This window comes from Pseudomonas sp. 34 E 7 (assembly GCF_900005715.1).
GTDB classification, from domain to species: Bacteria; Pseudomonadota; Gammaproteobacteria; order Pseudomonadales; family Pseudomonadaceae; genus Aquipseudomonas; species Aquipseudomonas orientalis_A.
In genome coordinates this window covers 11,935-37,709 of record NZ_CVTX01000083.1, presented here as the reverse complement: position 1 = coordinate 37,709, position 25,775 = coordinate 11,935, and the positions used below count along the sequence as shown (strand labels likewise).

Annotated in this window: 22 protein-coding genes and 2 pseudogenes; 12 read left to right on the top strand and 12 right to left on the bottom strand. The window is 62.1% G+C overall.

Annotated elements, in window-relative coordinates:
* Positions 1–70 precede the first annotated feature (70 nt).
* From hutH (BFP96_RS05330) to BFP96_RS05275, 12 genes and pseudogenes are all read left to right on the top strand, one after another.
* Positions 71–1,579 carry an HAL/PAL/TAL family ammonia-lyase gene (hutH, locus tag BFP96_RS05330; RefSeq protein ID WP_065935777.1) on the top strand — a complete coding sequence of 503 codons (1,509 nt, stop codon included), beginning with the start codon at positions 71–73 and terminating at the stop codon, positions 1,577–1,579.
* 28 nt (positions 1,580–1,607) lie between these two features.
* Positions 1,608–3,146, top strand: a complete 1,539-nt coding sequence (hutH, locus tag BFP96_RS05325) for a histidine ammonia-lyase (protein ID WP_122483536.1) — start codon at positions 1,608–1,610, stop codon at positions 3,144–3,146.
* Positions 3,147–3,394: 248 nt separating this feature from the next.
* Positions 3,395–4,600 carry an imidazolonepropionase gene (gene hutI / locus BFP96_RS05320; protein WP_065935776.1) on the top strand — a complete coding sequence of 402 codons (1,206 nt, stop codon included), beginning with the start codon at positions 3,395–3,397 and terminating at the stop codon, positions 4,598–4,600.
* Positions 4,601–4,611: 11 nt separating this feature from the next.
* A complete protein-coding gene (gene hutG / locus BFP96_RS05315) occupies positions 4,612–5,412 on the top strand; it encodes an N-formylglutamate deformylase (RefSeq protein ID WP_065935775.1) in 801 nt (266 codons plus the stop codon).
* A gap of 121 nt (positions 5,413–5,533) precedes the next feature.
* Positions 5,534–6,505, top strand: coding sequence for a prolyl aminopeptidase (gene pip / locus BFP96_RS05310; protein WP_065885731.1), 972 nt, complete (start codon positions 5,534–5,536; stop codon positions 6,503–6,505).
* Entirely contained in the window at positions 6,502–6,939 is a 438-nt protein-coding gene (gene dtd, locus BFP96_RS05305) for a D-aminoacyl-tRNA deacylase (protein ID WP_065885730.1), read from the top strand. The genes pip and dtd overlap by 4 nt, the downstream gene beginning before the upstream one ends.
* Before the next feature lie 267 nt (positions 6,940–7,206).
* On the top strand, positions 7,207–8,958 hold the full coding sequence (locus BFP96_RS05300; RefSeq protein ID WP_065893742.1) for a glucan biosynthesis protein G: 1,752 nt from the start codon (positions 7,207–7,209) through the stop codon (positions 8,956–8,958).
* Positions 8,951–11,523, top strand: a pseudogene (gene mdoH / locus BFP96_RS05295) (glucans biosynthesis glucosyltransferase MdoH); the annotation flags it as partial. The gene BFP96_RS05300 and the pseudogene mdoH, both read left to right, overlap by 8 nt.
* Positions 11,524–11,707: 184 nt before the next feature.
* Positions 11,708–12,508 (top strand): transporter substrate-binding domain-containing protein, encoded by an 801-nt coding sequence (locus BFP96_RS05290; protein WP_065893714.1) that lies wholly within the window; start codon positions 11,708–11,710, stop codon positions 12,506–12,508.
* A 218-nt stretch (positions 12,509–12,726) separates the two neighbouring features.
* Complete coding sequence (locus tag BFP96_RS05285) at positions 12,727–13,524, top strand: transporter substrate-binding domain-containing protein (RefSeq protein ID WP_065934907.1); 798 nt, start codon at positions 12,727–12,729, stop codon at positions 13,522–13,524.
* Positions 13,525–13,646: 122 nt separating this feature from the next.
* The gene (locus BFP96_RS05280) at positions 13,647–14,606 is read left to right on the top strand and encodes an amino acid ABC transporter permease (RefSeq protein WP_065885727.1); all 960 of its coding nucleotides are present in this window, start codon (positions 13,647–13,649) and stop codon (positions 14,604–14,606) included.
* Positions 14,599–15,333, top strand: coding sequence for an amino acid ABC transporter ATP-binding protein (locus tag BFP96_RS05275; RefSeq protein ID WP_065885726.1), 735 nt, complete (start codon positions 14,599–14,601; stop codon positions 15,331–15,333). The genes BFP96_RS05280 and BFP96_RS05275 overlap by 8 nt, the downstream gene beginning before the upstream one ends.
* A 113-nt stretch (positions 15,334–15,446) precedes the next feature.
* Here BFP96_RS05275 and BFP96_RS05270 read toward each other — a convergent pair whose 3' ends face one another.
* From BFP96_RS05270 to ubiE, 12 genes and pseudogenes are all read right to left on the bottom strand, one after another.
* Positions 15,447–17,354 (bottom strand): methyl-accepting chemotaxis protein, encoded by a 1,908-nt coding sequence (locus tag BFP96_RS05270; protein WP_065935773.1) that lies wholly within the window; start codon positions 17,352–17,354, stop codon positions 15,447–15,449.
* A 135-nt stretch (positions 17,355–17,489) separates the two neighbouring features.
* The gene (locus tag BFP96_RS31705) at positions 17,490–18,194 is read right to left on the bottom strand and encodes a methyl-accepting chemotaxis protein (RefSeq protein WP_370671216.1); all 705 of its coding nucleotides are present in this window, start codon (positions 18,192–18,194) and stop codon (positions 17,490–17,492) included.
* 201 nt (positions 18,195–18,395) lie between these two features.
* Positions 18,396–19,406, bottom strand: a pseudogene (locus tag BFP96_RS31700) (methyl-accepting chemotaxis protein); the annotation flags it as partial.
* 288 nt (positions 19,407–19,694) lie between these two features.
* On the bottom strand, positions 19,695–20,402 hold the full coding sequence (locus tag BFP96_RS05260; protein ID WP_065893711.1) for a 16S rRNA (uracil(1498)-N(3))-methyltransferase: 708 nt from the start codon (positions 20,400–20,402) through the stop codon (positions 19,695–19,697).
* Positions 20,399–21,190, bottom strand: a complete 792-nt coding sequence (gene tatC / locus BFP96_RS05255) for a twin-arginine translocase subunit TatC (RefSeq protein WP_065885722.1) — start codon at positions 21,188–21,190, stop codon at positions 20,399–20,401. The genes BFP96_RS05260 and tatC overlap by 4 nt, the downstream gene beginning before the upstream one ends.
* Positions 21,187–21,591 (bottom strand): Sec-independent protein translocase protein TatB, encoded by a 405-nt coding sequence (gene tatB, locus BFP96_RS05250; protein WP_065893710.1) that lies wholly within the window; start codon positions 21,589–21,591, stop codon positions 21,187–21,189. Before tatB ends, tatC begins: the two co-directional genes overlap by 4 nt.
* Positions 21,592–21,601: 10 nt before the next feature.
* Positions 21,602–21,880 carry a twin-arginine translocase TatA/TatE family subunit gene (locus BFP96_RS05245; RefSeq protein ID WP_065935772.1) on the bottom strand — a complete coding sequence of 93 codons (279 nt, stop codon included), beginning with the start codon at positions 21,878–21,880 and terminating at the stop codon, positions 21,602–21,604.
* A gap of 25 nt (positions 21,881–21,905) precedes the next feature.
* On the bottom strand, positions 21,906–22,238 hold the full coding sequence (locus BFP96_RS05240; protein ID WP_057724443.1) for a phosphoribosyl-ATP diphosphatase: 333 nt from the start codon (positions 22,236–22,238) through the stop codon (positions 21,906–21,908).
* 2 nt (positions 22,239–22,240) lie between these two features.
* Positions 22,241–22,633, bottom strand: a complete 393-nt coding sequence (gene hisI, locus BFP96_RS05235) for a phosphoribosyl-AMP cyclohydrolase (RefSeq protein WP_065935771.1) — start codon at positions 22,631–22,633, stop codon at positions 22,241–22,243.
* 41 nt (positions 22,634–22,674) lie between these two features.
* On the bottom strand, positions 22,675–24,279 hold the full coding sequence (ubiB, locus tag BFP96_RS05230; RefSeq protein WP_065893708.1) for a ubiquinone biosynthesis regulatory protein kinase UbiB: 1,605 nt from the start codon (positions 24,277–24,279) through the stop codon (positions 22,675–22,677).
* Positions 24,276–24,899 carry a ubiquinone biosynthesis accessory factor UbiJ gene (locus tag BFP96_RS05225; RefSeq protein WP_065893707.1) on the bottom strand — a complete coding sequence of 208 codons (624 nt, stop codon included), beginning with the start codon at positions 24,897–24,899 and terminating at the stop codon, positions 24,276–24,278. Before BFP96_RS05225 ends, ubiB begins: the two co-directional genes overlap by 4 nt.
* Entirely contained in the window at positions 24,899–25,669 is a 771-nt protein-coding gene (gene ubiE / locus BFP96_RS05220) for a bifunctional demethylmenaquinone methyltransferase/2-methoxy-6-polyprenyl-1,4-benzoquinol methylase UbiE (protein ID WP_003171186.1), read from the bottom strand. Before ubiE ends, BFP96_RS05225 begins: the two co-directional genes overlap by 1 nt.
* Positions 25,670–25,775: the final 106 nt, after the last annotated feature.

The window sequence follows — 25,775 nt, the reverse complement described above, 5'->3', positions numbered from 1 at the left end:
TCAAAGGTGGGAGGGGGCTTGCCCCCGATAGGGCCGGTAAGGCTGCACAAAAATTGAAGAAGGTACAAAGATGCCCCAGGCAACACCAATCATCATCGCCGACACCCCCCTGCGCTGGCAGGACGTCGCCGCCGTCGCCCGCCACGGCGCAGTGCTCGAACTCTCGAGCCAGGCCTGGGCACGGATCGACAATGCCCAGGCCGTCGTGCAGTGCATCGTCGCCAGCGGCGAGCGCGCGTATGGCGTGAACACCGGCCTGGGCGCGCTGTGCAACGTGTCGCTCGAGGGCGAGCAACTGCGCCAGTTGTCGCGCAACACCTTGCTCAGCCACGCCTGCGGCGTCGGCCCTGTCTTGAGCGACGAGCAGACCCGCGCGATCATCTGCGCCGCCATCATCAACTACAGCCACGGCAAATCCGGCCTGCATCGGCAAGTGGTGCAAGCGCTGCTGGCGCTGCTCAACCACGGCATCACGCCCCAAGTACCGTCCCAGGGCTCGGTGGGCTACCTGACCCACATGGCCCATGTCGGCGTGGCGCTGCTCGGCGTCGGCAACGTCAGCTATCGCGGCCAGGTTGTGACTGCACAAGAAGCCTTGGCCGCCGAAGGTTTGCAGCCCGTCGTCCTGGGTGCCAAGGACGGCCTGTGCCTGGTCAACGGCACGCCGTGCATGACCGGCCTGAGCTGCCTGGCCCTGGCCGATGCGCATCACTTGCTGCAATGGGCCGACGTGATCGGCGCCATGAGTTTCGAAGCCCAGCGCGGCCAGATCGATGCCTTCGACGCAGAAATCATTGCCCTCAAGCCCCATGCGGGCATGCAGGAAGTCGGGCGTAACCTGCGCGCCTTGCTCGACGGCAGTGAAGTGATCGCCACCAGCCGGGGCGTCCGTACCCAGGACGCCCTGAGCATCCGCTCGATCCCGCAGATCCACGGCGCGGCGCGCGATCAGGTGGCGCATGCCACCCGCCAGATCGAGACCGAGCTCAACAGCGCCACCGACAACCCGCTGGTCCTCGGCACGCCGGACAACTACCGCGTAGTGTCCCAGGCCAACCCCCACGGCCAATCCGTGGCGCTGGCGGCCGACCTGCTGGCCATCGCCATGGCCGAAATCGGTTCGGTGGCCGAACGCCGCCTGGACCGCCTGATCAACCCGCACGTCAGCGGCCTGCCGGCGTTTCTGGTCAGCAACCCCGGGGTCAACTCCGGGATGATGATCGTGCAGTACGTCGCCGCGTCGTTGTGCGGGCAGAACCGCCAATTGGCGCAACCGGCGGTGCTCGACAACTTCGTCACCTCGGGCCTGCAGGAAGACCACTTGAGCATGGGCACCAATGCGGCGCTCAAGCTGCATCAGGTATTGCTCAACGTTACCCAGATTCTGGCCATCGAATACCTGCTGGCGGCCCAGGCGTTCGAGTTTCTCAAGGGCCAGCGCTTCGGCGTTGGCACCGACCGCGCCTGGCGCCTGCTGCGCGAAATGGTCCCCGCTTACGAGCAGGACCGCTGGCTGGCGCCGGACATTGCTGCGGCCGCCAACCTGATCAAAGACACCGCATTACCGAATTTGTATTGAATGCCTAGAAGAACAATTCACAAGGAGAATGAATGTGACTGCGCTAACCCTGATTCCGGGCCAACTGAGCCTTGCCCAACTGCGGGCCATCTACCAGCAGCCGGTAACCCTCAGCCTGGATGACAGCGCCACGGCGCAGATCGAAGCCAGTGTTGCCTGCGTGGAGCAGATTCTCGCCGAGAACCGCACCGCCTATGGCATCAACACCGGTTTCGGCCTGCTGGCCTCGACTCGTATTGCCAGCGAAGACCTGGAAAACCTCCAGCGTTCCCTGGTGCTGTCCCATGCCGCCGGCGTGGGTGAGCCGATCAGCGATGCGCTGGTCAGGCTGGTCATGGTGCTCAAGGTCAACAGCCTGAGCCGTGGGTTCTCCGGGATTCGTCGGCAGGTAATCGACGCGCTGATCGCGCTGATCAACGCCGAGGTGTACCCGCACATTCCACTTAAAGGTTCGGTCGGTGCATCCGGTGACCTGGCGCCGTTGGCCCATATGTCCCTGGTGCTGCTCGGCGAAGGCAAGGCGCGCTACAAGGGCGAATGGCTGGAGGCGACCGACGCGCTGAAAGTCGCCGGCCTGACGCCGCTGACCCTCGCCGCCAAAGAAGGCCTGGCCCTGCTCAACGGCACCCAGGTGTCCACCGCCTATGCCTTGCGCGGCCTGTTTGAAGGCGAAGACCTGTTCGCCGGCGCTCTCGCGTGTGGTGGCCTTACCGTGGAAGCGGTACTCGGCTCGCGCTCGCCGTTCGACGCACGGATTCATGCCGCACGCGGCCAGCGTGGGCAGATTGATGCCGCTGCGGCCTATCGCGACCTGCTCGGTGAAAGCAGCCAGGTGTCCCAGTCGCACCAGAACTGCGACAAGGTGCAAGACCCTTACTCCCTGCGCTGCCAGCCGCAGGTCATGGGCGCCTGCCTGACCCAGTTCCGCCAGGCCGCCGAGGTGCTGGTGGTGGAGGCCAATGCCGTGTCGGACAACCCGCTGGTGTTCGCGGCCGAAGGCGATGTGATTTCCGGCGGTAACTTCCACGCCGAGCCGGTGGCCATGGCTGCCGACAACATGGCGTTGGCGATTGCCGAAATCGGCTCGCTCAGTGAGCGCCGTATCTCGTTGATGATGGACAAGCACATGTCGCAACTGCCGCCGTTCCTGGTGGGCAATGGCGGGGTCAACTCCGGCTTCATGATCGCCCAGGTCACCGCTGCGGCGCTCGCCAGCGAGAACAAGGCACTGGCCCATCCCCATAGCGTCGACAGCCTGCCGACCTCGGCCAACCAGGAAGACCACGTGTCCATGGCCCCGGCTGCGGGCAAGCGCCTGTGGGAAATGGCCGAGAACACCCGTGGCATTCTCGCTGTGGAATGGCTCGCCGCCTGCCAGGGCCTGGATCTGCGCGACGGCTTGAAAACCTCGCCCGCGCTTGAAAAGGCCCGTGGCCTGTTGCGTGACAAAGTGGCGTTCTACGACAAGGACCGCTTCTTCGCCCCGGACATCATCGCCGCCAGCGAACTGCTTGCCAGCCGCTGCCTGAATGAGCTGGTGCCGGCCAAGCTGCTGCCAAGTCTCTAACACGTCGCCGCCCCACTGCGCCGATCGTTCCCACGCTCTGCGTGGGAATGCCGCCCCGGACGCTCTGCGTTCGCTTTTTAGAGTAGTGACGCGGAGCGTCACAGGATGCATTCCCACGCAGAGCGTGGGAACGATCTTCTCCTCATAAGAATAATAGGGACGAGAAATGCACCCGCCAGAAAAAGGTTTGAAACGCGGGCTCAACGCTCGAATCGGCTTTGTCTCATTGATAACTTAGGGAGGCGTTAATGAAAACCCTTTGGCAACACTGCCACGTCGCAACCATGGCCCAGGGCAAATACTCGATTATCGAGGATGCCGCCATGGTGACCGCGGGCTCGCTGATCGAGTGGATCGGCCCGCGCAACCAGGCGCCGACGGCGGATTACGCCCAGGTGCATGACCTGCAAGGCGCGTGGGTCACGCCTGGACTGATCGACTGCCACACCCACACCGTGTTCGGTGGCAACCGCAGCGGCGAATTCGAGCAGCGCCTTGAAGGCGTCAGCTACGCCGACATCGCGGCCCGGGGCGGGGGTATTGCCAGCACCGTGCGGGCCACCCGTGCTGCGACGGAAGATGAATTGTTTGCCAGTGCCGAAAAGCGCCTGCGCAGTCTTTTGCGCGACGGCGTGACCACGGTGGAGATCAAGTCCGGCTACGGCCTGGACCTGGCCAACGAACGCAAGATGCTGCGCGTGGCGCGGCGCCTGGGTGAAGCGCTGCCGGTGAGCGTGCGCGCCACCTGTCTGGCGGCTCATGCGTTGCCGTCGGAGTACAAGGACCGCGCCGATGACTACATCGAGCACATCTGCAATGAGATGCTGCCGGCGCTGGCGGCAGAAGGGCTGGTGGATGCGGTGGATGCGTTCTGTGAATACCTGGCGTTCTCCACCGAGCAGGTCGAGCGCGTGTTTAAAGTCGCCCGGCAACTGGGCTTGCCGGTGAAGCTGCATGCCGAGCAACTCTCGTCGCTGCACGGTTCCAGCCTGGCCGCGCGTTACCAGGCGTTGTCGGCGGACCACCTGGAGTTCATGACCGAGGAAGATGCCATCGCCATGGCCGCTGCCGGCACCGTTGCCGTGTTGCTGCCAGGGGCCTTCTACTTCCTGCGCGAAACCCAATTGCCGCCGATGGACGCCCTGCGCAAACACGGTGTGAAGATTGCCATCGCCAGCGACCTCAACCCCGGCACTTCGCCGGCCCTGTCGGTGCGCCTGATGTTGAACATGGCCTGCACCCTGTTCCGCATGACCCCGGAAGAAGCCCTGGCCGGCGCCACGCAACACGCGGCTACCGCCTTGGGCATGGGCGACACCCATGGTTCGCTGGAAGTGGGCAAGGTCGCGGATTTTGTCGCCTGGCAGATCGATCGCCCTGCCGACCTGGCCTATTGGCTGGGTGGCGAGCTGGATAAACGCGTTGTGCGCCATGGCGTCGACGTCACTGTTTGAGGAGAAGCGTTGTGGATAAGGTTCTGACATTCAAACAAGGCCGCGTACCGCTGCTGATCAGCATGCCCCACGCCGGCCTGCGCCTGACGCCTGCGGTCGAGGCCGGGTTGATCCCCGAGGCGCAAAGCCTGCCGGACACCGATTGGCATATTCCCTTGCTGTATGACTTTGCCGAAGAACTGGGCGCCAGCACCCTGGCGGCCGAGTATTCGCGGTTCGTCATCGACCTGAACCGGCCATCCGATAACAAGCCGCTCTATGCGGGCGCCACCACCGGCCTGTACCCGGAGACGCTGTTCGATGGCGTGCCGTTGTTCCGTGAAGGGCAGACACCGTCCGAGGCCGAGCGCGCCACCTACCTGCAGAAAATCTGGGGCCCGTATCACCGCACGCTGCAAGAAGAACTGGCGCGCCTCAAGGCTGAATTCGGCTACGCGCTGCTGTTTGACGCGCACTCGATCCGCTCTGTGATCCCGCACCTGTTCGAGGGCAAATTGCCGGACTTCAACCTCGGCACCTTCAATGGCGCCGCCTGCGATCCCGAACTGGCCGGCCAGCTGGAAGCCATCTGCGCCCGGCATCCTCAGTACACCCACGTGCTGAACGGGCGTTTCAAGGGCGGTCACATTACCCGCCACTACGGTAATCCGGCGCAGGATATCCATGCGGTGCAGTTGGAGTTGTGCCAGAGCACGTATATGGAAGAGGTTGAGCCGTTCCGCTATCGCCCGGACCTGGCCGAGCCGACCCAGGTGGTGTTGAAACAATTGCTGCAAGCCTTGCTGGCATGGGGGCAGATGCACTATCGATAAAGGCTGACGCGGGTCCAGGCGCTCAAGGACATGCTCATTGCACAATTCGGGTTTATGATGCCAGACGGCAGAATAATAGACGTCCCCCCAGGGATGAACCCGACACCCCACGGAGCGCGCAATGCAGACTTGGTACCCGCAGATCAAACCCTATGCCCGGCACGATCTGGCAGTCGATGATGTTCACACCCTGTACGTCGATGAAAGCGGCTCCCCCGAGGGCCTGCCTGTGGTGTTCATCCATGGCGGCCCCGGCTCCGGTTGCGACGCGCAGAGCCGTTGCTACTTCGATCCGAACCTGTACCGCATCGTCACCTTCGACCAGCGCGGTTGCGGACGCTCCACTCCCCGCGCGAGCCTTGAAAACAACACCACCTGGGACCTGGTCGCCGACCTTGAGCGCATCCGCGAGCACCTGGGTATCGACAAATGGGTGCTGTTCGGTGGCTCCTGGGGTTCGACGCTGTCCCTGGCCTACGCGCAAACCCACCCCGAGCGTGTGCATGGCTTGATCGTGCGCGGCATTTTCCTGGCGCGTCCTCAGGACATTCACTGGTTCTACCAGGAGGGCGCGAGCCGGCTGTTCCCGGATTACTGGCAGGACTACCTGGCCCCGATCCCGGTGGAAGAGCGTCACGACATGATCGCGGCGTATCACAAGCGTCTGACCGGCAACGACCAGATCGCCCAGATGCATGCGGCCAAGGCCTGGTCCGGCTGGGAAGGGCGCATGCTGGGCCTGTGTCCGAGCCCGCAGCATGTCGAGCGCTTCTCCGAGCCGCAGCGTGCCTTGTCCATCGCCCGCATCGAATGCCATTACTTCACCAATAACTCGTTCCTGGAGCCTGACCAGCTGATTCGCGATATGCACAAGATCGCCCATCTGCCCGGGGTCATCATCCACGGCCGCTACGACATGATTTGCCCGCTGGATAACGCCTGGGCGCTGCACCAGGCCTGGCCGAACAGTGAATTGCAGGTGATCCGCGAGGCGGGGCATGCCGCGTCCGAGCCTGGCATTACCGATGCGCTGGTCCGCGCAACCGGCGAAATGGCACGACGCCTGCTTGATTTACCGCCTGAGGAAGCATGAAGGGCTTGTTGCAACGGGTGCGAGGCGCCCGTGTCGAGGTGGCCGGCGAAATAGTCGGGGCGATTGACCAGGGTTTGTTGGTGCTGGTGGCCGTCGAACCTTCAGATACGCCTGAAAGCGCCGACAAACTGCTGCACAAGCTGCTTAACTATCGGGTGTTCAGCGACGATGAGGGCAAGATGAACCTGTCGTTGAAGGATGTCGACGGCGGGCTGTTGCTTGTATCGCAGTTCACCCTGGCGGCGGATACCAAAAGCGGACTGCGGCCGAGCTTCTCCACGGCAGCCCCGCCGGCCCTCGGAGCGGCGCTTTTTGATCACTTGTTGTTACAAGCGCAACAATTGCATGGCAAGGTGGCATCAGGGCGTTTTGGCGCGGATATGCAGGTGCATTTGGTCAATGATGGCCCTGTGACCTTTCTCCTACAGACCTGAATGTATGAAAAACGACTTTAATGCCTAAAAACGCAGGGTTTCGCTACAAATACTTCGTTGTCCCTGATGCGTTGTCTCGCGGGCTGCTAGATAATCGCGCGCTACGGGGATCAGCGTTGTTTGGTCCATTTTTGACTTAGGTAGAGACTTGTCCGGCAAACCAGTGGGGAATCATTTTGCCCCTGCGGAGTCGGAACAATGCTCGCCAACCTGGCATATAGATAGCTGGCCGTTGGTTTTTTGATCTGTTTTCGGCGAGGGTTGCTCGTGATTGTTAGTCCCTGTAATGCACCAAAATTGTCTGCCAAACGGTTACGAAACGCACTGGTGACGGGCTCTGCCCTGTTCTGCCTGTTCGGCGCGGGTCAACTGTGGGCATTCAGTCTGGACGATGTATCGGCCAAGGCAAAAGAGCTGGCCGGGCAGAAATACGAAGCTCCGCGCAGCAATCTGCCGAACGAATTCCGCGAAATGAAATTCGCTGACTACCAGAAGATTCGTTTCCGTAATGAAAAAGCCGAGTGGGCCGATCAGAACACCCCGTTCAAGCTGTCCTTCTATCACCAGGGTATGCACTTCGATACGCCGGTGAAAATCAATGAAGTCACCGCCGACAGCGTCCAGGAAATCAAGTACGACCCCAATCGTTTCGATTTCGGCGACGTGAAGTTTGATCCAAAAGCCACCGAACAGTTGGGTTATGCCGGCTTCCGGGTGCTGTTCCCGATCAACAAGGCCGACAAGCAAGACGAAATCATGACCATGCTCGGCGCCAGCTATTTCCGCGTCGTCGGCAAGGACCAGGTGTATGGCCTGTCCGCCCGTGGCATGGCGATCGACACGGCGCTGCCGTCCGGCGAAGAATTCCCGCGTTTCACCGAGTTCTGGATCGAGCGTCCGAAGCCGGGCGACAAGCACCTGGTGATCTTCGCCCTGCTCGATTCGCCGCGTGCGACGGGCGCCTACCGCCTGATCCTGCGTCCGGGCACCGACACTGTGGTCGACGTCAAGTCCCAGATGTACCTGCGCGACAAGGTGAGCAAGCTGGGCGTGGCCCCGCTGACCTCGATGTTCCTGTTCGGCGCCAACCAGCCGTCCAAGGTCCTCAACTACCGTCGTGAACTGCACGATTCCAGCGGCCTGTCGATCCATGCCGGCAATGGCGAGTGGATCTGGCGCCCGCTGAACAACCCTAAACACCTGTCGGTCAGCAACTTCAGCGTGGAAAACCCGCGTGGGTTCGGCCTGCTGCAACGCGGTCGCAACTTCAGCCACTACGAAGATCTGGACGACAACTACGACAAGCGCCCAAGCGCCTGGATCGAACCTGAGGGCGACTGGGGCAAAGGCACCGTCGACCTGGTAGAGATTCCGACCGCTGACGAAACCAACGACAACATCGTTGCCTTCTGGAGCCCGGCCGAACTGCCGGAAGTCGGCAAGCCGCTGGATGTGTCCTACCGCCTGCACTGGACGCTGGACGATGCCGCCTTCCATTCGCCGGACAGCGCCTGGGTCAAGCAGACCTTGCGTTCCACCGGTGACGTGAAGCAATCCAACCTGATCCGTCAGCCGGACGGCACCGTGGCCTACCTGGTGGACTTCGAGGGCCCGGCCCTGAAGAAACTGCTGCCTGACGCCCCGGTACGCAGCCAGGTCAGCGTTGGCGACAACGCCGAGCTGGTTGAAAACAGCGTGCGCTACAACGAGCACACCAAAGGCTGGCGCCTGACCCTGCGCATGAAGATCAAAGACGCGAGCAAGCCGACTGAAATGCGTGCGGCGCTGGTGCAGGAAATTGCACAGGCCGAGCCTGAACAGGTCTCGACCCACGTGCTCAAGGCTGACAAGGTCCTGGCCAAGCAACACGAGAAACAGGCCAAGAAAGACGCCAAAGAGGCGAAGGACAAGGACGCCAAGCAGCCAGAAGCTGCACCGGCCCCTGTCACGCCGGAGCCGGCCAAGACTGAACAAGTCCTGACCGAAACCTGGAGCTACCAGTTGCCCGCCGATGAGTAATTCACAAGTCAAGCCGGAAACTCTGACCGAGTATCTGGCGCATCTCCCCATGACGGCTGAGCAGCGCGCCGAGCTGGCGGGCTGCAGCTCCTTCAGCGAGCTGCACGAACGCCTGTCGTCCGCCACCTTCGACGCACCCACCGACGCCGCCCAAGCGTCGGTGGGCCGCAGGCTGACCCTGATCACGGCCGAAGAGCTGCAGGACGCGGAGATGCTGGCGCTCGACGCCAGCGGCCGGGTCTGCCTGAAGGCGACGCCGCCGATCCGTCGGACCAAAGTGGTGCCCGAGCCTTGGCGCACCAACATCCTGGTACGCGGCTGGCGTCGGATGACCGGGCGCACCAACCCGCCGAAGCCGCCGAAAGACGAACGGGTACTGCCTGCCGCGCGCTGGCGCACCGTGGGTTCGATCCGCCGCTATATCCTGCTGGTGCTGATGCTTGGCCAGACCATCGTCGCCGGCTGGTACATGAAAGGCATCATGCCGTACCAGGGCTGGTCGCTGGTCGACTTCGACGAGATCCGCAACCAGACCCTGCTGCAAACCGCTACCCAGGTACTGCCTTACGCACTGCAGACCAGCATCCTGATCATGTTCGGGATTCTGTTCTGCTGGGTGTCGGCCGGTTTCTGGACCGCGCTGATGGGCTTCCTCGAGCTGCTGACCGGTCACGACAAATACCGTATCTCCGGTAAAAGTGCCGGCGACGAGCCGATTCCCAAGGATGCACGTACCGCGCTGGTGATGCCGATCTGTAACGAGGACGTGCCCCGGGTGTTCGCCGGTTTGCGTGCCACGTTCGAATCGGTGGCCGCGACCGGCGACCTGGACCGTTTCGACTTCTTCGTGCTCAGCGACAGTAATGAAGCGGATATCTGCATTGCCGAACAGCAAGCCTGGCTCGACGTGTGCCGCGAAGCCGGTGGTTTCGGCAAGATTTTCTATCGCCGCCGTCGCCGTCGCGTCAAGCGCAAGAGCGGCAACCTCGACGACTTCTGCCGTCGCTGGGGCGGTGACTACAAGTACATGGTGGTGCTCGACGCCGACAGCGTGATGAGCGGCGAATGCCTGACCAGCCTGGTACGCCTGATGGAAGCCACGCCGGATGCCGGGATTATCCAGACCGCGCCGCGTGCGTCGGGCATGGACACCCTGTATGCGCGCATGCAGCAGTTCGCCACCCGCGTTTATGGTCCGCTGTTTACCGCCGGTCTGCACTTCTGGCAGTTGGGTGAATCCCATTACTGGGGCCACAACGCGATCATCCGCATGAAGCCGTTTATCGAGCACTGCGCCCTGGCGCCGTTGCCGGGTAAGGGCGCGTTTGCCGGTGCGATCCTCTCTCACGACTTCGTTGAAGCAGCGCTGATGCGCCGCGCCGGCTGGGGCGTGTGGATTGCCTACGACCTGCCGGGCAGCTACGAAGAACTGCCTCCCAACTTGCTGGACGAACTCAAGCGTGACCGTCGCTGGTGCCACGGTAACCTGATGAACTTCCGCCTGTTCCTGGTCAAGGGCATGCACCCGGTGCACCGTGCGGTGTTCCTGACCGGCGTGATGTCCTACCTGTCGGCGCCGTTGTGGTTTTTCTTCCTGGTGTTGTCGACGGCCTTGCTGGCGGTGAACACCCTGATGGAGCCGCAGTACTTCATGGCGCCGCGCCAGTTGTACCCGCTGTGGCCGCAATGGCATCCGGACAAGGCGGTGGCACTGTTCTCCACCACCATCGTGCTGCTGTTCCTGCCTAAACTGCTGAGCATCATCCTGATCTGGGCCAAGGGCGCCAAAGAGTTCGGCGGCAAGTTCAAGGTGACCCTGTCGATGCTGCTGGAGATGCTGTTCTCCATGCTGCTGGCGCCGGTGCGCATGATCTTCCACACCCGCTTTGTACTGGCCGCGTTCCTCGGCTGGGCCGCGACCTGGAACTCGCCGCAGCGCGACGACGACTCCACGCCGTGGAGCGAAGCGGTCAAGCGTCACGGTCCGCAGACCTTGCTGGGCTTTTTGTGGGCGTTACTGGTGGTGTGGCTCAACCCAAGCTTCTTGTGGTGGCTGATCCCGATCGTCGGTTCGCTGATGCTGTCGATCCCGGTGTCGGTGATTTCCAGCCGGGTCAAGCTGGGCCTCAAGTCCCGCGATGAGAGCCTGTTCCTGATCCCCGAGGAATACAATCCGCCGCAGGCATTGCTGTCGACCGAGAAGTACACCCACGAAAACCGTTGGCACGCGCTCAATGACGGGTTTGTGCGTTCGGTGGTCGACCCGCAGCAGAACGCCCTGGCCTGTGCCCTGGCGACCTCGCGGCACCGCGAGGCGGAGCCGATCGAGTACCTGCGGGTGGAGCGTGTTCGTCACGCGTTGAAAGTCGGCCCGGCCGGCCTCACCAACAGCGAGCGCCTGGCCCTGCTCAGCGACCCGGTAGCCCTGGCGCGTTTGCATGAACAGGTGTGGAGCGAAGGCCACGCCGAGTGGCTGGATGCTTGGCGTGCTTCGATCAAGGCTGATCCGCACGCGCCATTGCTCCCGCTGCAACCGCTGTCGTCCCAGGCTCAACCGGCCTGATTCAGACGCCCCCGAGGGCCCACCTCGGGGGCGTTTCAAGCGCTGGTCCTACAGCGTTTTGCGCCGCTTCCTTTCCTCCCTAACTCCTTGTTATTTCGAAACAAAAGACCTTCGTTCGAAGCGTATTGCCGTGCCTGTGGCTGGGGTAGCATCGCCCCCCAAATTTGACGCGCCACGGGGGCACACATGTTCAAAAGGTATTGTTCGGCACTGCTGATAGGTGTTGTCGCATTGCTTCACACCGGCTTGCTCTGTGCCGGGGCGATTGACGACGCTGTGCGCCGTGGCGTGCTGAAAGTGGGCACCACGCCGACTTACGTACCGTTCGAAATGACGGACAAGCAGGGACGCATCATCGGCTTCGAGATCGACCTGCTCCAGGCGATGAGCCGCGCGCTGGGGGTAGAACTCGAACTGGTCGCGGTGCCTTACACGGAGTTGCTGTCGGGGCTGATGGCGGAGAAGTACGACCTGATCGGCAGCGGCATGACGGTCACCCAGGAGCGCAACCTGTACCTCAACTTCAGTGACTCTTTTATCGTGGTGGGCCAGTCGGTCCTGCTGCACCCGCGCCTGGCCGGCAAAGCATCGAGTATCGAAGACCTGGACGAGTCTGGCTATCTGATCGCAGTCACCGAAGGCACCACTGGCGAGGCAGCGGCGCAGCGCTTCCTGGGGGCGGCGCGGCTCAAGCGTTTCACTACGCCGGAGGAGGGCGTGCGCCACGTGGTGGAGGGCAAGGCCGACGCCTTTGTCTACGATGCGCCCTACAACCTGATCGCCATGACGCGGCCCGAGAACAGCGCATTGTTGACGCTGGAGCAGCCGTTTACCTTTGAGCCCCTGGCGTTCGGCCTGAAGAAAGGTGACTACGACAGCCTCAACTGGATCAATCACTTCCTCAACCAGGTGGCCCAGGACGGCACCTACGATCAACTGCATGACAAGTGGTTCAGGGACACTGCCTGGATGGCGGAGATCGACTGATGGTCATAACTACTTACACATCAACTCATTAGCGAGTCTGCGCGTCGACCCGTCTGGGCGTTTAGTCAGGCGCAGCGCCGTAGTGTTTCTCTTACCTGCGTCGATAACATTTAGTCGTGAAACCTTTGTGACGGGCAGCGAGTGCGTTAGGATCGCACCCCGAAATGGCGCAGCCCATACTGCGCCGGCCTTACAAAAAACGTTCAGGGGTCTTGATGATGAAAAAGTATCTTTCGATGCTGATGCTCGGCGTCACCGCACTGGTGGCGGCGACTGCGGCCCAGGCTGGCGCCATCGATGATGCGGTCAAGCGCGGCACGCTGAAAGTCGGGATGGACCCGACCTACATGCCGTTCGAAATGACCGACAAGCGCGGTGAAATCATCGGCTTTGAAGTCGACATCCTCAAGGCCATGGCCAAGTCCATGGGCGTCAAGCTTGAGCTGGTGTCCACCGGCTACGACGGCATCATCCCGGCCTTCCTGACCGGCAAGTTCGACATGATCGGCAGCGGCATGACCCTGACCCAGGAACGCAACCTGCGCCTGAACTTCAGCGAACCCTTCATCGTGGTCGGTCAGACCCTGCTGATTCGCAAGGAGCTGGAAGGCACCATCAAGTCCTACAAAGACCTGAACGATGAAAAATACCGCCTGACCTCCAAGCTGGGCACCACCGGTGAGATGGTCGCCAAGAAGCTGATCGCCAAAGCCAAGTACCACGGCTACGACAACGAGCAGGAAGGCGTGCTGGACGTGGTCAACGGCAAGGCGGACGCCTTTGTCTACGACGCCCCGTACAACGTGGTGGCCGAGAAGAAAGTCGGTAACGGCAAGCTGGTGTTCCTGGAAGAACCCTTCACCTTTGAGCCCCTGGCGTTCGGCTTGAAGAAAGGCGACTACGACAGCATCAACTTCATCAACAACTTCCTGCACCAGATCAGGAACGACGGCACCTACGATCGCATCCATGACAAGTGGTTCAAGAGCTCCGAGTGGCTCAAGGATATGGAATAAGGCTTAAGACCGAGTTGCCTGTATCGGGGGCAAGCCCCTCCCACAGGGAAACGCATTCCAAATGTGGGAGGGGGCTTGCCCCCGATGGCGGCCGACCAGGCAACACCTATGCGGACAGTGAAATGAAACAGAAAAAAGCCCAATGGCCCTGGCACCTGCTGACCGTGGTCGTGCTGGTCGGCCTGGCCGGCGCCTTGTACTACGCCACCTCGCTGATGTCCTACGAATGGCGCTGGAACCGCGTGCCGCAGTATTTCGCCTATCAGGCCGAAGAAGCGCAGCGTGCAGCCGATATTTCCACCGTCATCGAGCTGGTCCGCAAGGGCGATGTGGCCGAGGTGACGCTGCGCAGTGATGCCGGTGCCGAGCAGAAGGTGACGGTCGCCGACAACAGCCTGCAAGTGGCGCGTGGCGATGATGTGGCTGAAGGTGACGTCATCGGTGTCAACCGCCATTGGGCACTGGGCCCGTTGATGTGGGGCCTGTGGACCACGCTGTGGTTGTCGGTGGTGTCCGGCATCCTGGGCCTGGCGATTGGCCTGGCCACCGGCTTGTGCAGGCTGTCCAGCAACCCGACCCTGCGCGACCTGTCGACGATCTACGTCGAACTGGTGCGCGGTACTCCGCTGCTGGTACAGATCTTCATTTTCTATTTCTTTATCGGCACGGTACTCAACCTGTCTCGGGAGTTTGCCGGGATCGCGGCACTGTCGCTGTTCACCGGCGCCTACGTGGCGGAAATCGTGCGTGCCGGTGTGCAGTCGATTACCCGTGGCCAGGACGAGGCCGCGCGCTCCCTGGGCTTGAGCGCCAGCCAGTCGATGCGGCATGTGGTGTTGCCGCAGGCGTTCAAGCGCGTCCTGCCGCCGCTGGCCGGTCAATTCATCAGCCTGGTGAAAGACACCTCGCTGGTCTCGGTGATCGCGATCACCGAGCTGCTCAAGAGCGGGCGCGAAGTGATCACCACCTCGTTTTCGCCGTTTGAAATTCTGTTCTGTGTGGCAGGCCTGTACCTGCTGATCAACCTGCCGCTGTCGAAGATGGCCAGCCGGCTTGAGCGGAGGCTCGCGCAAAGTGATTGAAGTCCGCGATCTGGTAAAAGTCTTCGATACCCGTGGCCATGTGGTGCGCGCCGTGGACCATGTCACCACCCAGGTAGCCAGGGGCGAAGTGCTGGTGGTGATCGGCCCGTCCGGTTCCGGCAAGTCCACCTTTCTGCGCTGTCTTAATGGGCTGGAGGAATTCGATTCAGGTTCGGTCAGCATCGACGGCCTGCAACTGGCCGACCCGAAGACCGATGTGAATGCCTACCGCCGTGAAGTCGGCATGGTGTTCCAGCATTTCAACCTGTTCCCCCACATGACCGTGCTGGAGAACCTGTGCCTGGCGCAAAAGGTCGTGCGCAAGCGCGGCAAGCGAGAGCGTGAGGCCAAGGCCCTGGCATTGCTGGAAAAGGTCGGTATCGCCCAGAAAGCCAATGAGTTTCCGTCGCGCCTTTCCGGAGGCCAGCAGCAGCGGGTAGCGATTGCCCGAGCCCTGGCAATGGAGCCCAAGGTGATGCTGTTTGACGAACCGACCTCGGCGCTGGACCCGGAAATGGTCGGCGAAGTGCTCGACGTCATGAAGACCCTGGCCCTGGAAGGCATGACCATGGTCTGCGTCACCCACGAGATGGGCTTTGCCCGTGAGGTGGCGGACCGGGTGTTGTTTTTCGATCACGGCAAATTGCTGGAAGACGCGGCGCCGGCCGAGTTCTTCGATGCACCCAAGGACCCACGCGCCCAGGCTTTCCTGCGCCAGGTGCTATGACTGTAGGAGCGAGCTTGCTCGCGAAGATCGTCAACGATAACGCAGCGCACCTTAAATGAACGCGGCGGCCTTGGGCTTTTCGCGAGCAAGCTCGCTCCTACAGTGGTGGTTCTTCAGAACTTGAATTTGCCGACCAGCGTCTGCAGATCCACGCTCAACCTGGTCAATTGAACACTCGCCGCCGCCGTTTCCTCGCTGGCGGCAGCGGTCTGTTCCGACACATCCCGCACCTTCAATACGCTGCGATTGATTTCCTCGGCCACTGCGCTTTGCTGCTCGGCGGCGGCGGCAATCTGCGGGTTCATTTCCTGGATCACCGCCACCGTGCGGGCAATCGCCGCCAGGGCCTCGCCGGCGTCGCGGGTCAGGGCAACGCTGTTGTCGGTCAGGGTGCGGCTGCTGTCCATGATGTCGGCTACCTGCTGGGTACCGTTATGCAGGCCGAGGATCAGCCCTTCGATTTCTTCAGCCGATTCCTGCGTGCGTTGGGCCAGGCTGCGTACTTCATCGGCGACCACGGCGAAGCCTTGGCCGGCAGTGCCCGCGCGCGCCGCTTCGATCGCGGCGTTCAGGGCCAGCAGGTTGGTCTGCTGGGACACGGACTTGATAACGTCCAGCACGCTGGCGATCTTCTGGCTTTCCTGTTGCAGGGTCAGCATTGCGCGGCCGGACAAAGCCATTTCACTGGCCAGGTTGCCGATTTGCTCAACGGCCTGAGTGACCACCTGCTCGCCGGCGCCGGCCTGCTGATCTGCTTCGTTGGCGGCAACGGACGCGCGTTCGGCATGGCGCGCAACCTCTTGGGCGGTGGCGAGCATTTGATTCATCGCCGTTGCCACCTGGTCGGTTTCATCTTTCTGCTGGTTGAGCCCGTTACGGGTCTGCTCAGTGACGGTGGACAACTGCGTCGCCGCACCGGCGATCTGGCGGGCGCTGTCACCGATACCGCTGATCAGGCTGCGCAGGCTGCGGGTCATTTGGCCGATGCTGTGTTGCAGTTGGCCCAGCTCGTCGCGACGCTCCACCTGGATGTCGTGGCTCAAGTCGCCCTCGGCCACACGGTTGGCGGCGATCAGGATGCCACGCAACGGCGAGGCGATCTGCCGGGCAATCCACCACGCGGCCAGCGCTCCCAATACCAGCGCAGCCAGAGTGACGCCGATCAGCAATGTATGAGTCTGGGCCGCCTCCTGATTGCGCTTGGTGTTCTGGCTCTGGCTCAGCAAGTCGCTTTTCTCGCGCAACTCGTTGAGCTGCTGCTCGAAGCGGTTTTGCACGTTTTCGACGCTGAGTTGGGCTTCCTTGAGCTTGACCAGTTGTGCGCGGTAGTTGGCCAGGTCGGTTTTGAGCAGCGTGGAGTCCACCGGCAGCGTGGTGACGGCGGCCTGTGCGGCATCCAATGCGTCCAGCGTCTGATTGGCGGCCTCGGCATAGGCTTGCAATGAGTCGGCCGCCCAGGCGGGGTTCTGGGCGCGATCCTCAGCCTGCTCCATGGCTTGACGCAATTGCTCGATGGCATCGAGCGCCTTTTCGTCATTCTGGTCGGGCAAGTCGCTGGCGAATTGGGCCAGGGTGTCACTGGCTTGCAGGGCAGATGTCTTCAGCGCCGGGCGGATGTTCTCGCGCTGCTCGATCAAGGCCGGTAGCTGCGCCAGCGCCGTCTTGAAGTCGGCTACCAGGCTTGCCGCCTCTGCAATGCGTTGCAGATCGACCGGGTCTATCAGGCGATGTGAAAGGTCTGTCAGATGCTGGTCGATTTTCTCGATCTTCTGCGTCATCTGGTCCAGGCTGGCCTTGTCCGCCAGGGTGCGGTACACGATGCGGTCGGCGCGCATGGCCTGCGCCTGGACGGCCAGCTCGCCCAGGCTCGTCAGGCTGTCGGAGCGATAAAGGATGGCGTTCAAGGCCTGCCAGCCCGTTGCAGAGATGATGAAGCTGAGCATCAGCACTTGGCCAAAACCCAGCGCGAGCTTGAGGCGTACGCTGGCGTTCGCCAGCATGCGGGTCAGCCGAGATAACATGGCGCACCTCCCATTCAGAAAAAAGCGTTTCGCGACAGATGAACGCTAATTCGAATTGGAGTGAGGGCGGGCTGATAACCGTGTAGGAAATTTCACAAGATGCGGCAGCCGCAATCGGCTGCCGCGCAAGTTCGGTCAGATGCGGAAGCGACCGACCAGGGTTTGCAGGTAGATGCCCAGGCGCGCCAGCTCAGCACTGGACGCCGCCGTTTCTTCGCTGGCCGAAGACGTTTGCTCGGAGACATCGCGCACATTCAACACGCTGCGGTTGATCTCTTCGGCAACGGCGCTTTGCTGCTCGGCGGCGGTGGCGATCTGCGAGTTCATCGCCTGGATGGTCGACACGGTGCGGGTGATGCTCTCCAGCGCGCTGCCGGCCCGGCGCGTCAGTTCGACACTGCTGTCGGTCAGGCCGCGACTGTTGTCCATGATGGTCGCCACCTGCTGCGTGCCGTTTTGCAGGCCGACGATCAGCTCCTCGATCTCCTCGGTGGACTTCTGTGTGCGCTGGGCCAGGCTGCGCACTTCGTCGGCCACCACGGCGAAGCCACGCCCGGCTTCACCGGCACGCGCCGCTTCAATGGCCGCGTTAAGCGCCAGCAGATTGGTTTGCTGGGCCACGGACTTGATAACGTCAAGCACGCTGCCGATCTTGTCACTTTCGCGCTTCAGATCGCCCATGGCGATCGTCGAGTTGCCGACTTCGGTGGCCAGGCGTTCGATCTGGGCGATGGCTTCACCGACCACTCGGTCGCCTTCGCGGGCCTGCACATCGGCGGCCACGGCGGCTTCCGACGCTTCTTCGGCATTGCGCGCCACTTCCTGCACGGTGGCGGCCATTTCGTTCATGGCCGTGGCGACCTGGTCGGTCTCGACCTTCTGGCTGTTGACCCCGGCGCTGGTCTGCTCGGTGACGGCCGACAGTTGCTCGGCGGCGCTGGCGATCTGGGTCACGCCGTCGCTGATACCACCGATCAGCTCGCGCAGGCCCACGGTCATGCTCTGCATGGCGCGTTGCAGTTGGCCCAGTTCATCCTGGCGGGCGGACTCCAGGTTGTGGCTGAGGTCGCCCGAGGCCACGCGCTCGGCGACCTTGAGGGTTTGATTGAGCGGGATGATGATCTGGCGGGTGATGGCCCAGGCGGCGACGAGGCCAAACAGCAGCGCCAGCAGGGTAGACAGCAGCAACAGCTGTTTGGCTTGGGCGGCGTCGCTGTCGCGGACCACGGTTTGCGAGGCAGTGAGTTTGCTGCTGCGGTCCAACAGAATGTCGCCCTGGACGTTCATGATTTTCAGCGCGGCGGCGCTGGCCACCTGCGAGTCACGGTACTGGCTGACAGCGGCGCGGTAGGCTTGCAGCGAGGTGCCGGCCTGTTGCAGGTTGGTGGAAAATTGATCAGGTAGCTGGCCGTTGAGCGCGGCGATTTTCTTCAGGGCATTATCGATGGCATCCAGCGCGGGCTGCTCGGCTTCGACTTTGCCGCTGTAGGTGTAGCCGCGCACCTGGAACCGCGCCTGCTGGATCAGCTTGCTCAGGTCGACGATGCTGTTGAACTGGCTGACGCTGTCGCCCTGTAGCAGGGTCTTTTCCACTTCACCGACTTTGAGCACCGCATTGTCAGCAGTATCGCCGAGCTTGCTGCGCGCGTTTTCGCGATTGGCACCGGCCTGGACCATGGTGTCGAAGGCGCGCTTGTACTGGTCAACGGCGGCGAGTTGGTCATCGACCAGCGCGATATCGGCGGGCTGTTCAATCAGCGCCCGGGCCGTTTTCAGGCCGCTTTCCAGCTGGCCCAGAAATCCGTTGACTGCCCCCGGGCCCTGCTCGCCACGACGCATTTCAAAGTCCAGGCGCGCGATGCGCAGTTCCTTGCTCAAGTCGTTGAGGCTGGCAATGTAGCCCAGTTTGTCGCCACGGCTGATCACGCCCGAGAGCCCGGCCCAGCCGGTGAGTGTGATGATTAATGTAAGCAGCAACACCAGGCCGAAGCCGACGCCCAACTTGGTTTTGACGCTGACATTCCCCAGCTTTTCGGCTAACCAACGATACATGCTGCAAACTCCCCTGGAACAAGGCTTGGACTTATTCCGGGGTTATCGGCATGTACGCAAGATTCTGTAGCAACACGATCCAATGTGGGAGGGGGCTTGCCCTAATGCCAATCATTTAAGCGTACACCACCCCCTGTAGGAGCGAGCTTGCTCGCGAAAAACGTCAACGATAACGCATGCTTCCTGAATGAACGCGGTGCCTGTGAGTTTTTCGCGAGCAAGCTCGCTCCTACAAAAAGCCTTAGCTGACTGGCATTGGGGCAAGCCCCCTCCCACACTGGACTGGTGTCAGAACAAGCGGGCGAGCAGGGCGGTCACGGCGGTTTCAACCCGCAGGATGCGCGCACCGAGTTGCACCGGCTGCAGGCCGGCCTTGCTCAGCAATTCGACTTCATAGGGTATCCAGCCACCTTCCGGCCCGATCGCCAGGGTCACCGGTTCATCCAGGCCGCGGGGGCAGGGCGGGTAGTCGCCGGGGTGGCCGATCAGGCCAAGCGTGCCGGTGGTCATGGCCGGCAAGCGATCTTCAACGAACGGCTTGAAGCGCTTCTCGATAATGATCTCGGGCAATACCGTGTCCCGCGCCTGTTCCAGGCCGAGGATCAGTTGCTCGCGAATCGCTTCAGGCTCCAGGAACGGGGTCTGCCAGAAGCTTTTTTCCACGCGGTAGCTGTTGACCAGTACAACCTTCGGCACGCCCATGGCGGCTACCGTTTGCAGCACCCGACGCAGCATTTTCGGACGAGGCAGGGCCAGCAGCAGGGTCAGCGGCAATTTGCCCGGCGGCGCCTGGTCGAAGCCGACGTGCAGCTCGGCTTCCCCAGCTTCCAGGCGCAGCAATTGGGCATTACCCATCAGCCCGCCAATGCGGCCCACACGCACGTTATCGCCGACCACGGCGCGGTGCACCTCCTGCATATGCACCAGGCGCCGATCACGCAGCACCACCCGGTCGGCCGCGATAAAGTCGGCGTCTTCCAGCAGCAGCAGGTTCACGGCTGGGTCGCTGGCGGCTGGTCGTCGTCGGCAGTCTGGTCGTCCGGGTGCTCGCCACGCTTGCTGATCAAGCCGCTGAACAGGATGCCGATCTCGAACAGCATCCACATCGGCACGGCCAGCAGGGTCTGGGAGAAGATGTCCGGCGGGGTAAGGATCATGCCGACCACGAAGCAGCCGATGATCACGTAGGGGCGGATTTTCTTCAGGTAAGCCACGTTGACGACGCCGATCCACACCAGCAACACCACCGCCACCGGAATTTCGAAGGCTACGCCGAAGGCGAAGAACAGCGTCATCACGAAGTCGAGGTAGCTGGTGATGTCGGTCATCATTTCCACGCCGGCCGGGGTGGCGGCGGCGAAGAATTTGAAGATCAGCGGGAACACCAGGAAGTAGGCGAAGGCCATGCCGGTATAGAACAGCAGGATGCTCGACACCAGCAACGGCACGGCGATGCGCTTCTCATGCTTGTACAGCCCCGGCGCGATGAAGCCCCAGATCTGATGCAGGATCACCGGGATCGCCAGGAACAGCGAAACCATCATGGTCAGCTTCAACGGCGTCAGGAACGGCGAAGACACGTCGGTGGCGATCATCGTCGCGCCGGCCGGCAGATACTGGCGCAGCGGCGTGGAGACGAAGGTATAGATCTGCTGGGTGAAGGCAAACAGCCCGGCAAAGATGATGAAGATGGCCGCTACGCAACGCAGCAGGCGGGTACGCAGCTCGGTGAGGTGCGAGACCAGCGGCATGTGCTGGTCGTTTTCCGGTTTATCAGCGCTCATGGGGCTCGCGGCGGCAATGTAGGGTCATGGGGCGCGGGCGACGCAACGGGCGTCGGCGCAGGCTCTGTTGGCGCGGTCGGTGCCGGGGGGGCGGCTTCAGTCGCCGGCGCGATACTGTTCTGGGCCACAGGTTCCACCGGTTTGGCGGGCTCCTGCACGGGCGACAGAATCTTGCGCGTTTCCTGCTCCAACGACAGGATGTGCTCGTTGTGCAATTGCCGGCGGATCTCGTCGGCACCGATTTCCCGCTCAACTTCCTGTTTGATCGCGTTGAAACTGCGTTTCAGGCGCCCGATCCACAGGCCGGCCGTGCGTGCCGCACCGGGCAGGCGTTCGGGGCCCAATACCAGCAGGGCCACGAGGCCGACGAGCAGCAGTTCAGAGAAGCTGATACCAAACATTAGTCAGTGCTCACGAGTCTTTGCGGGTCGGCTCTTCGACTTTTTCAGCCTGCACGTCGAAGGTACGACGCTCGGTGATCGGCTGGGCGGCCTGCGGGTGCACAGGCTGGGCCGGTGGAACCGGGCTTGCAGTGGGTTCGGCCGGCTTTTCGTCGTCGTTCATGGCTTTGCGAAAGCCCTTGATCGACTCGCCGACATCGGTGCCCAGGTTCTTGAGTTTCTTGGTGCCGAACACCAGTACCACGACCACCAGAATGACGATCCAGTGTTTCCAGTCAAAAATACCCATGCTGCAAATCCTCGATAAAAGTTGTTCAGGTGGACGGGCGTGCAGCCTTCTCGGCGTGCCCGGACAGGCCGAAGCGACGGTCCAGTTCATCCAGCACGGCCTGTGGATGCTGCCCCAGTTGGGCGAGCATGACCAGGCTATGGAACCACAGGTCGGCGGTCTCATAGATGACATCGCTGCAATCGCCGCTGATCTGCGCATCCTTGGCGGCAATGATCGTCTCGACGGATTCTTCGCCGAGTTTTTCCAGGATCTTGTTCAAACCCTTGTGATACAGGCTGGCGACATAGGAACTGTCGGCATCCGCGCCCTTGCGCTCTTCCAGCACCTGGGCCACGCGGTTGAGGGTATCGCTCATGGTCAGTGTCCTGCCGAATAAATGGCGTGCGGGTCTCTGAGCACCGGTTCCACCACCTTCCATTCGCCGTTCTCGAACACGCGATAGAAGCAACTGTGACGGCCGGTGTGGCAGGCGATGCCGCCTATCTGTTCGACCTTGAGGATCACCACGTCGGCATCGCAGTCCAGGCGCAGCTCATGCAGGGTCTGCACATGCCCGGACTCTTCGCCCTTGCGCCACAGTTTGCCACGCGAACGTGACCAGTAGATGGCGCGCTGCTCGGCGGCGGTCAGGCTCAGGGCCTCGCGGTTCATCCAGGCCATCATCAGCACGCGCCCGGTCTTGTAGTCCTGGGCAATGGCCGGCACCAGGCCGTCACTGTCCCACTTGATCTCGTCCAGCCAGTCTTTCATGTTCGGCTCCGGCAATTTGCGACAGTGTATAACCGGATGGGTTATCGACGCACGATCAGATAAACGCCCACGGCGACCATGATCGCGGCCGGCCAGTAGCTCAGTTGATTCAACGGTCCGCCAATCGCCAGCATGACCCCACCCACCAGATGCGCGGCGCCGAGCAGGCGCAGGAACCAGTCGTCCTTGCGCTTGCGCCATGGCGGCTCAGGGTCCCTGGCGTGAGGCTGGGACATGCGCTCAAGCAGGTCGCGGGTCATGTTGGCCAGGTGCGGCAGCTGTTCCATCTGGCTGTGCAGGTTGCCCAGCATGGTCTTCGGGCTCATCCGCTCACGCATCCAACGTTCCAGGAACGGCTGCGCGGTGTTCCACAGATCGAGGTCCGGGTACAGCTGGCGGCCCAGGCCTTCGATGTTGAGCAAGGTTTTCTGCAGCAGCACCAACTGCGGCTGCACTTCCATATTGAAGCGCCGCGCGGTCTGGAACAGGCGCATCAGCACCTGACCGAAGGAAATATCCTTTAACGGTTTTTCAAAGATCGGTTCGCACACGGTGCGGATCGCCGCTTCGAATTCATTCAGTTTGGTTTCCGCCGGCACCCAGCCCGAATCAATGTGCAACTGCGCCACGCGGCGATAGTCACGCTTGAAAAAGGCGAACAGGTTACGCGCCAGGTAGTCCTGGTCTTCCGGCGTGAGGCTGCCGACGATGCCGCAGTCGATCGCAATGTACTGCGGGCTCCACGGGTTGACGGTGCTGACGAAGATGTTGCCCGGGTGCATGTCGGCGTGGAAGAAACTGTCACGGAACACCTGGGTGAAGAAAATCTCCACGCCGCGCTCGGCGAGCATTTTCATGTCGGTGCGCTGGTCGGCCAGGGTCGCGAGGTCGGTGACTTGCACGCCGTAGATGCGCTCCATCACCAGCACTTTGGGGCGGCACCAGTCCCAATACACTTGCGGCACGTACAGCAGCTGCGAGCCTTCGAAGTTGCGGCGCAGCTGGCTGGCGTTGGCCGCTTCGCGCAGCAGGTCGAGTTCGTCGTAGATGGTTTTTTCGTAGTCGGCCACCACATCCACCGGATGCAGCAGGCGCGCATCGGCGGAGAACCGTTCGGCGGCGCGGGCCAGGATGAACAGCCACGCCAGGTCCTGGCCGATGATCGGCTTGAGGCCCGGGCGAATCACCTTCACCACCACTTCTTCACCGCTCTTGAGCTGCGCGGCATGCACCTGCGCAACCGAGGCCGAAGCCAGCGGCTCGACATCGAAGCGGCTGAACACCTCGCTGATCTTCCTGCCCAGTTGCTCTTCGATCAGCTTCATCGACAACTGCGAATCGAACGGCGGTACGCGGTCCTGCAGCAGCATCAGCTCATCGGCGATGTCTTCGGGCAGCAAGTCGCGGCGCGTCGACAAAATCTGCCCGAACTTGATGAAGATCGGCCCCAGATCCTGCAACGCCAGGCGCACGCGAGCACCTCGGCTCAGTTCCAGTTTTCTGCGCGGCAACCAGCGCCACGGCAGCACATAGCGCACCGCGAGCAGGAACCATGGCAGGGGCAGGGCAAACAGCAGGTCATCGAGGCGGTAGCGGATTACGACGCGCTGGATACGAAACAAACGGCGGACGGCGAGCAGCTTCATGCGTTATCGCTTGGATCAAGGGAACGGCTCAGGCGCTCGAAGCGGGCCTCGAGACGTTCCAGGTCGATTTTGGCCTTGTCGAGCTCACGAAAGCGCGCTTGCGCTTCCCGTTGTCCGACCAGGGTGCGCGATTCTTCGCTCAGGTATTCGGCGAGGTTCTGGTTGAGGCTGGCGAACCCTTGCTGGTACCAGCGCGAACGGCTGCGCAGGTGCCCGCCGAGCAACTGGGTGGCGACGGGGCCGAGCCAGCGCGAGAGTTCGTATTCCCAGTCCAGCTCCAGGTCCTGCAGCACGGCGGCCAGGTCCATCAGCACCGCGCTGTCGCCTTCCAGCGCCACTTCGGGGCTGTGCAGGATAGCGGTCTTGTTGCGGCTCAGGGCCAGGTGCACCAGGCTGGCGGCGGGCGCACGCAGGGTGCAGTCGGCCTCGGCGGCCCATTGCGACGCGAGCAGCAGGCCCTCATCGCTGGGCAGGATGAACAGCTGCAAGGCAGGGCTGCGGCAATCGACGGCGATAACTTTGCCGGTCAGGTGCGCAAGCCGCGCCAGGGCGGTGCTGTCCAGGCGCAAAACACGGTTGAGGCCGTGCTCGACGCTGGCGAGAAGGCCTGCGAGCAGCATCAGGGCTTGATGCCGCGGTGCAGGGCGACGATGCCCGAGGTCATGTTGTGGTAGGTCACGCGGTCGAAACCGGCCTCCACCATCATCGACTTCAGGGTTTCCTGGTCGGGGTGCATGCGGATCGATTCGGCCAGGTAGCGGTAGCTCTCGGCATCATTGGTGATCAGCTTGCCCATCAACGGCATGAAGGCGAACGAATAGGTGTCGTACACCTTGGACATCAGCGCGTTGGTCGGCTTGGAGAATTCCAGCACCAGCAGGCGGCCACCCGGTTTGAGCACGCGCAGCATCGAGCGTATCGCGTCTTCCTTGTGGGTGACGTTGCGCAGACCGAAAGCGATGGTCACGCAATCGAAGTGGTTGTCGGGGAACGGCAGTTTTTCCGCATCGGCCTGGACGAATTCGATATTGCCGGCCACGCCCTTGTCGAGCAGGCGGTCGCGACCGACCTTGAGCATCGAGCCGTTGATATCGGCCAGTACCACCTGGCCGGTAGGCCCTACCAGCTTGGAAAACTTGGCGGCCAAATCGCCCGTGCCGCCGGCGATGTCGAGCACGCGATTGCCGGTGCGTACGCCCGACAATTCGATGGTGAAACGCTTCCACAGGCGGTGCATGCCACCGGAGAGCACGTCGTTCATCAAGTCGTACTTGGCGGCTACGGAGTGGAACACCTCAGCGACTTTTTCCGCTTTCTGGCTTTCCGGGACGTTCTTGAAGCCGAAGTGAGTGGTGGGTTCGGCATCGCTGCCTTTGCGCTGATCAGTCATATCGCTGTCACCAAAAGAGAATGCGGGACATGATAATCCCCGGGGCCTGCTTTGTCTTGGCAAGGCTGAAGGTAAGATAGGTGCTTATCGAGACCTTTTGCCGCAT

Bases quoted from the DNA above. Each gene is read 5' to 3' on its own strand.
- ubiB (WP_065893708.1), bottom strand. From the start codon at position 24,279: ATGAAGCTGCTCGCCGTCCGCCGTTTGTTTCGTATCCAGCGCGTCGTA.
- ubiE (WP_003171186.1), bottom strand. From the start codon at position 25,669: ATGACTGATCAGCGCAAAGGCAGCGATGCCGAACCCACCACTCACTTC.
- hutH (WP_065935777.1), top strand. From the start codon at position 71: ATGCCCCAGGCAACACCAATCATCATCGCCGACACCCCCCTGCGCTGG.
- BFP96_RS05285 (WP_065934907.1), top strand. From the start codon at position 12,727: ATGAAAAAGTATCTTTCGATGCTGATGCTCGGCGTCACCGCACTGGTG.
- BFP96_RS05225 (WP_065893707.1), bottom strand. From the start codon at position 24,899: ATGCTGCTCGCAGGCCTTCTCGCCAGCGTCGAGCACGGCCTCAACCGT.
- BFP96_RS05240 (WP_057724443.1), bottom strand. From the start codon at position 22,238: ATGAGCGATACCCTCAACCGCGTGGCCCAGGTGCTGGAAGAGCGCAAG.
- BFP96_RS31705 (WP_370671216.1), bottom strand. From the start codon at position 18,194: ATGGCCGCCACCGTGCAGGAAGTGGCGCGCAATGCCGAAGAAGCGTCG.
- BFP96_RS05270 (WP_065935773.1), bottom strand. From the start codon at position 17,354: ATGTTATCTCGGCTGACCCGCATGCTGGCGAACGCCAGCGTACGCCTC.
- tatB (WP_065893710.1), bottom strand. From the start codon at position 21,591: ATGTTTGGTATCAGCTTCTCTGAACTGCTGCTCGTCGGCCTCGTGGCC.
- BFP96_RS05290 (WP_065893714.1), top strand. From the start codon at position 11,708: ATGTTCAAAAGGTATTGTTCGGCACTGCTGATAGGTGTTGTCGCATTG.
- tatC (WP_065885722.1), bottom strand. From the start codon at position 21,190: ATGAGCGCTGATAAACCGGAAAACGACCAGCACATGCCGCTGGTCTCG.
- hutI (WP_065935776.1), top strand. From the start codon at position 3,395: ATGAAAACCCTTTGGCAACACTGCCACGTCGCAACCATGGCCCAGGGC.
- BFP96_RS05280 (WP_065885727.1), top strand. From the start codon at position 13,647: ATGAAACAGAAAAAAGCCCAATGGCCCTGGCACCTGCTGACCGTGGTC.
- pip (WP_065885731.1), top strand. From the start codon at position 5,534: ATGCAGACTTGGTACCCGCAGATCAAACCCTATGCCCGGCACGATCTG.
- hutH (WP_122483536.1), top strand. From the start codon at position 1,608: ATGAATGTGACTGCGCTAACCCTGATTCCGGGCCAACTGAGCCTTGCC.
- BFP96_RS05245 (WP_065935772.1), bottom strand. From the start codon at position 21,880: ATGGGTATTTTTGACTGGAAACACTGGATCGTCATTCTGGTGGTCGTG.
- hisI (WP_065935771.1), bottom strand. From the start codon at position 22,633: ATGAAAGACTGGCTGGACGAGATCAAGTGGGACAGTGACGGCCTGGTG.
- dtd (WP_065885730.1), top strand. From the start codon at position 6,502: ATGAAGGGCTTGTTGCAACGGGTGCGAGGCGCCCGTGTCGAGGTGGCC.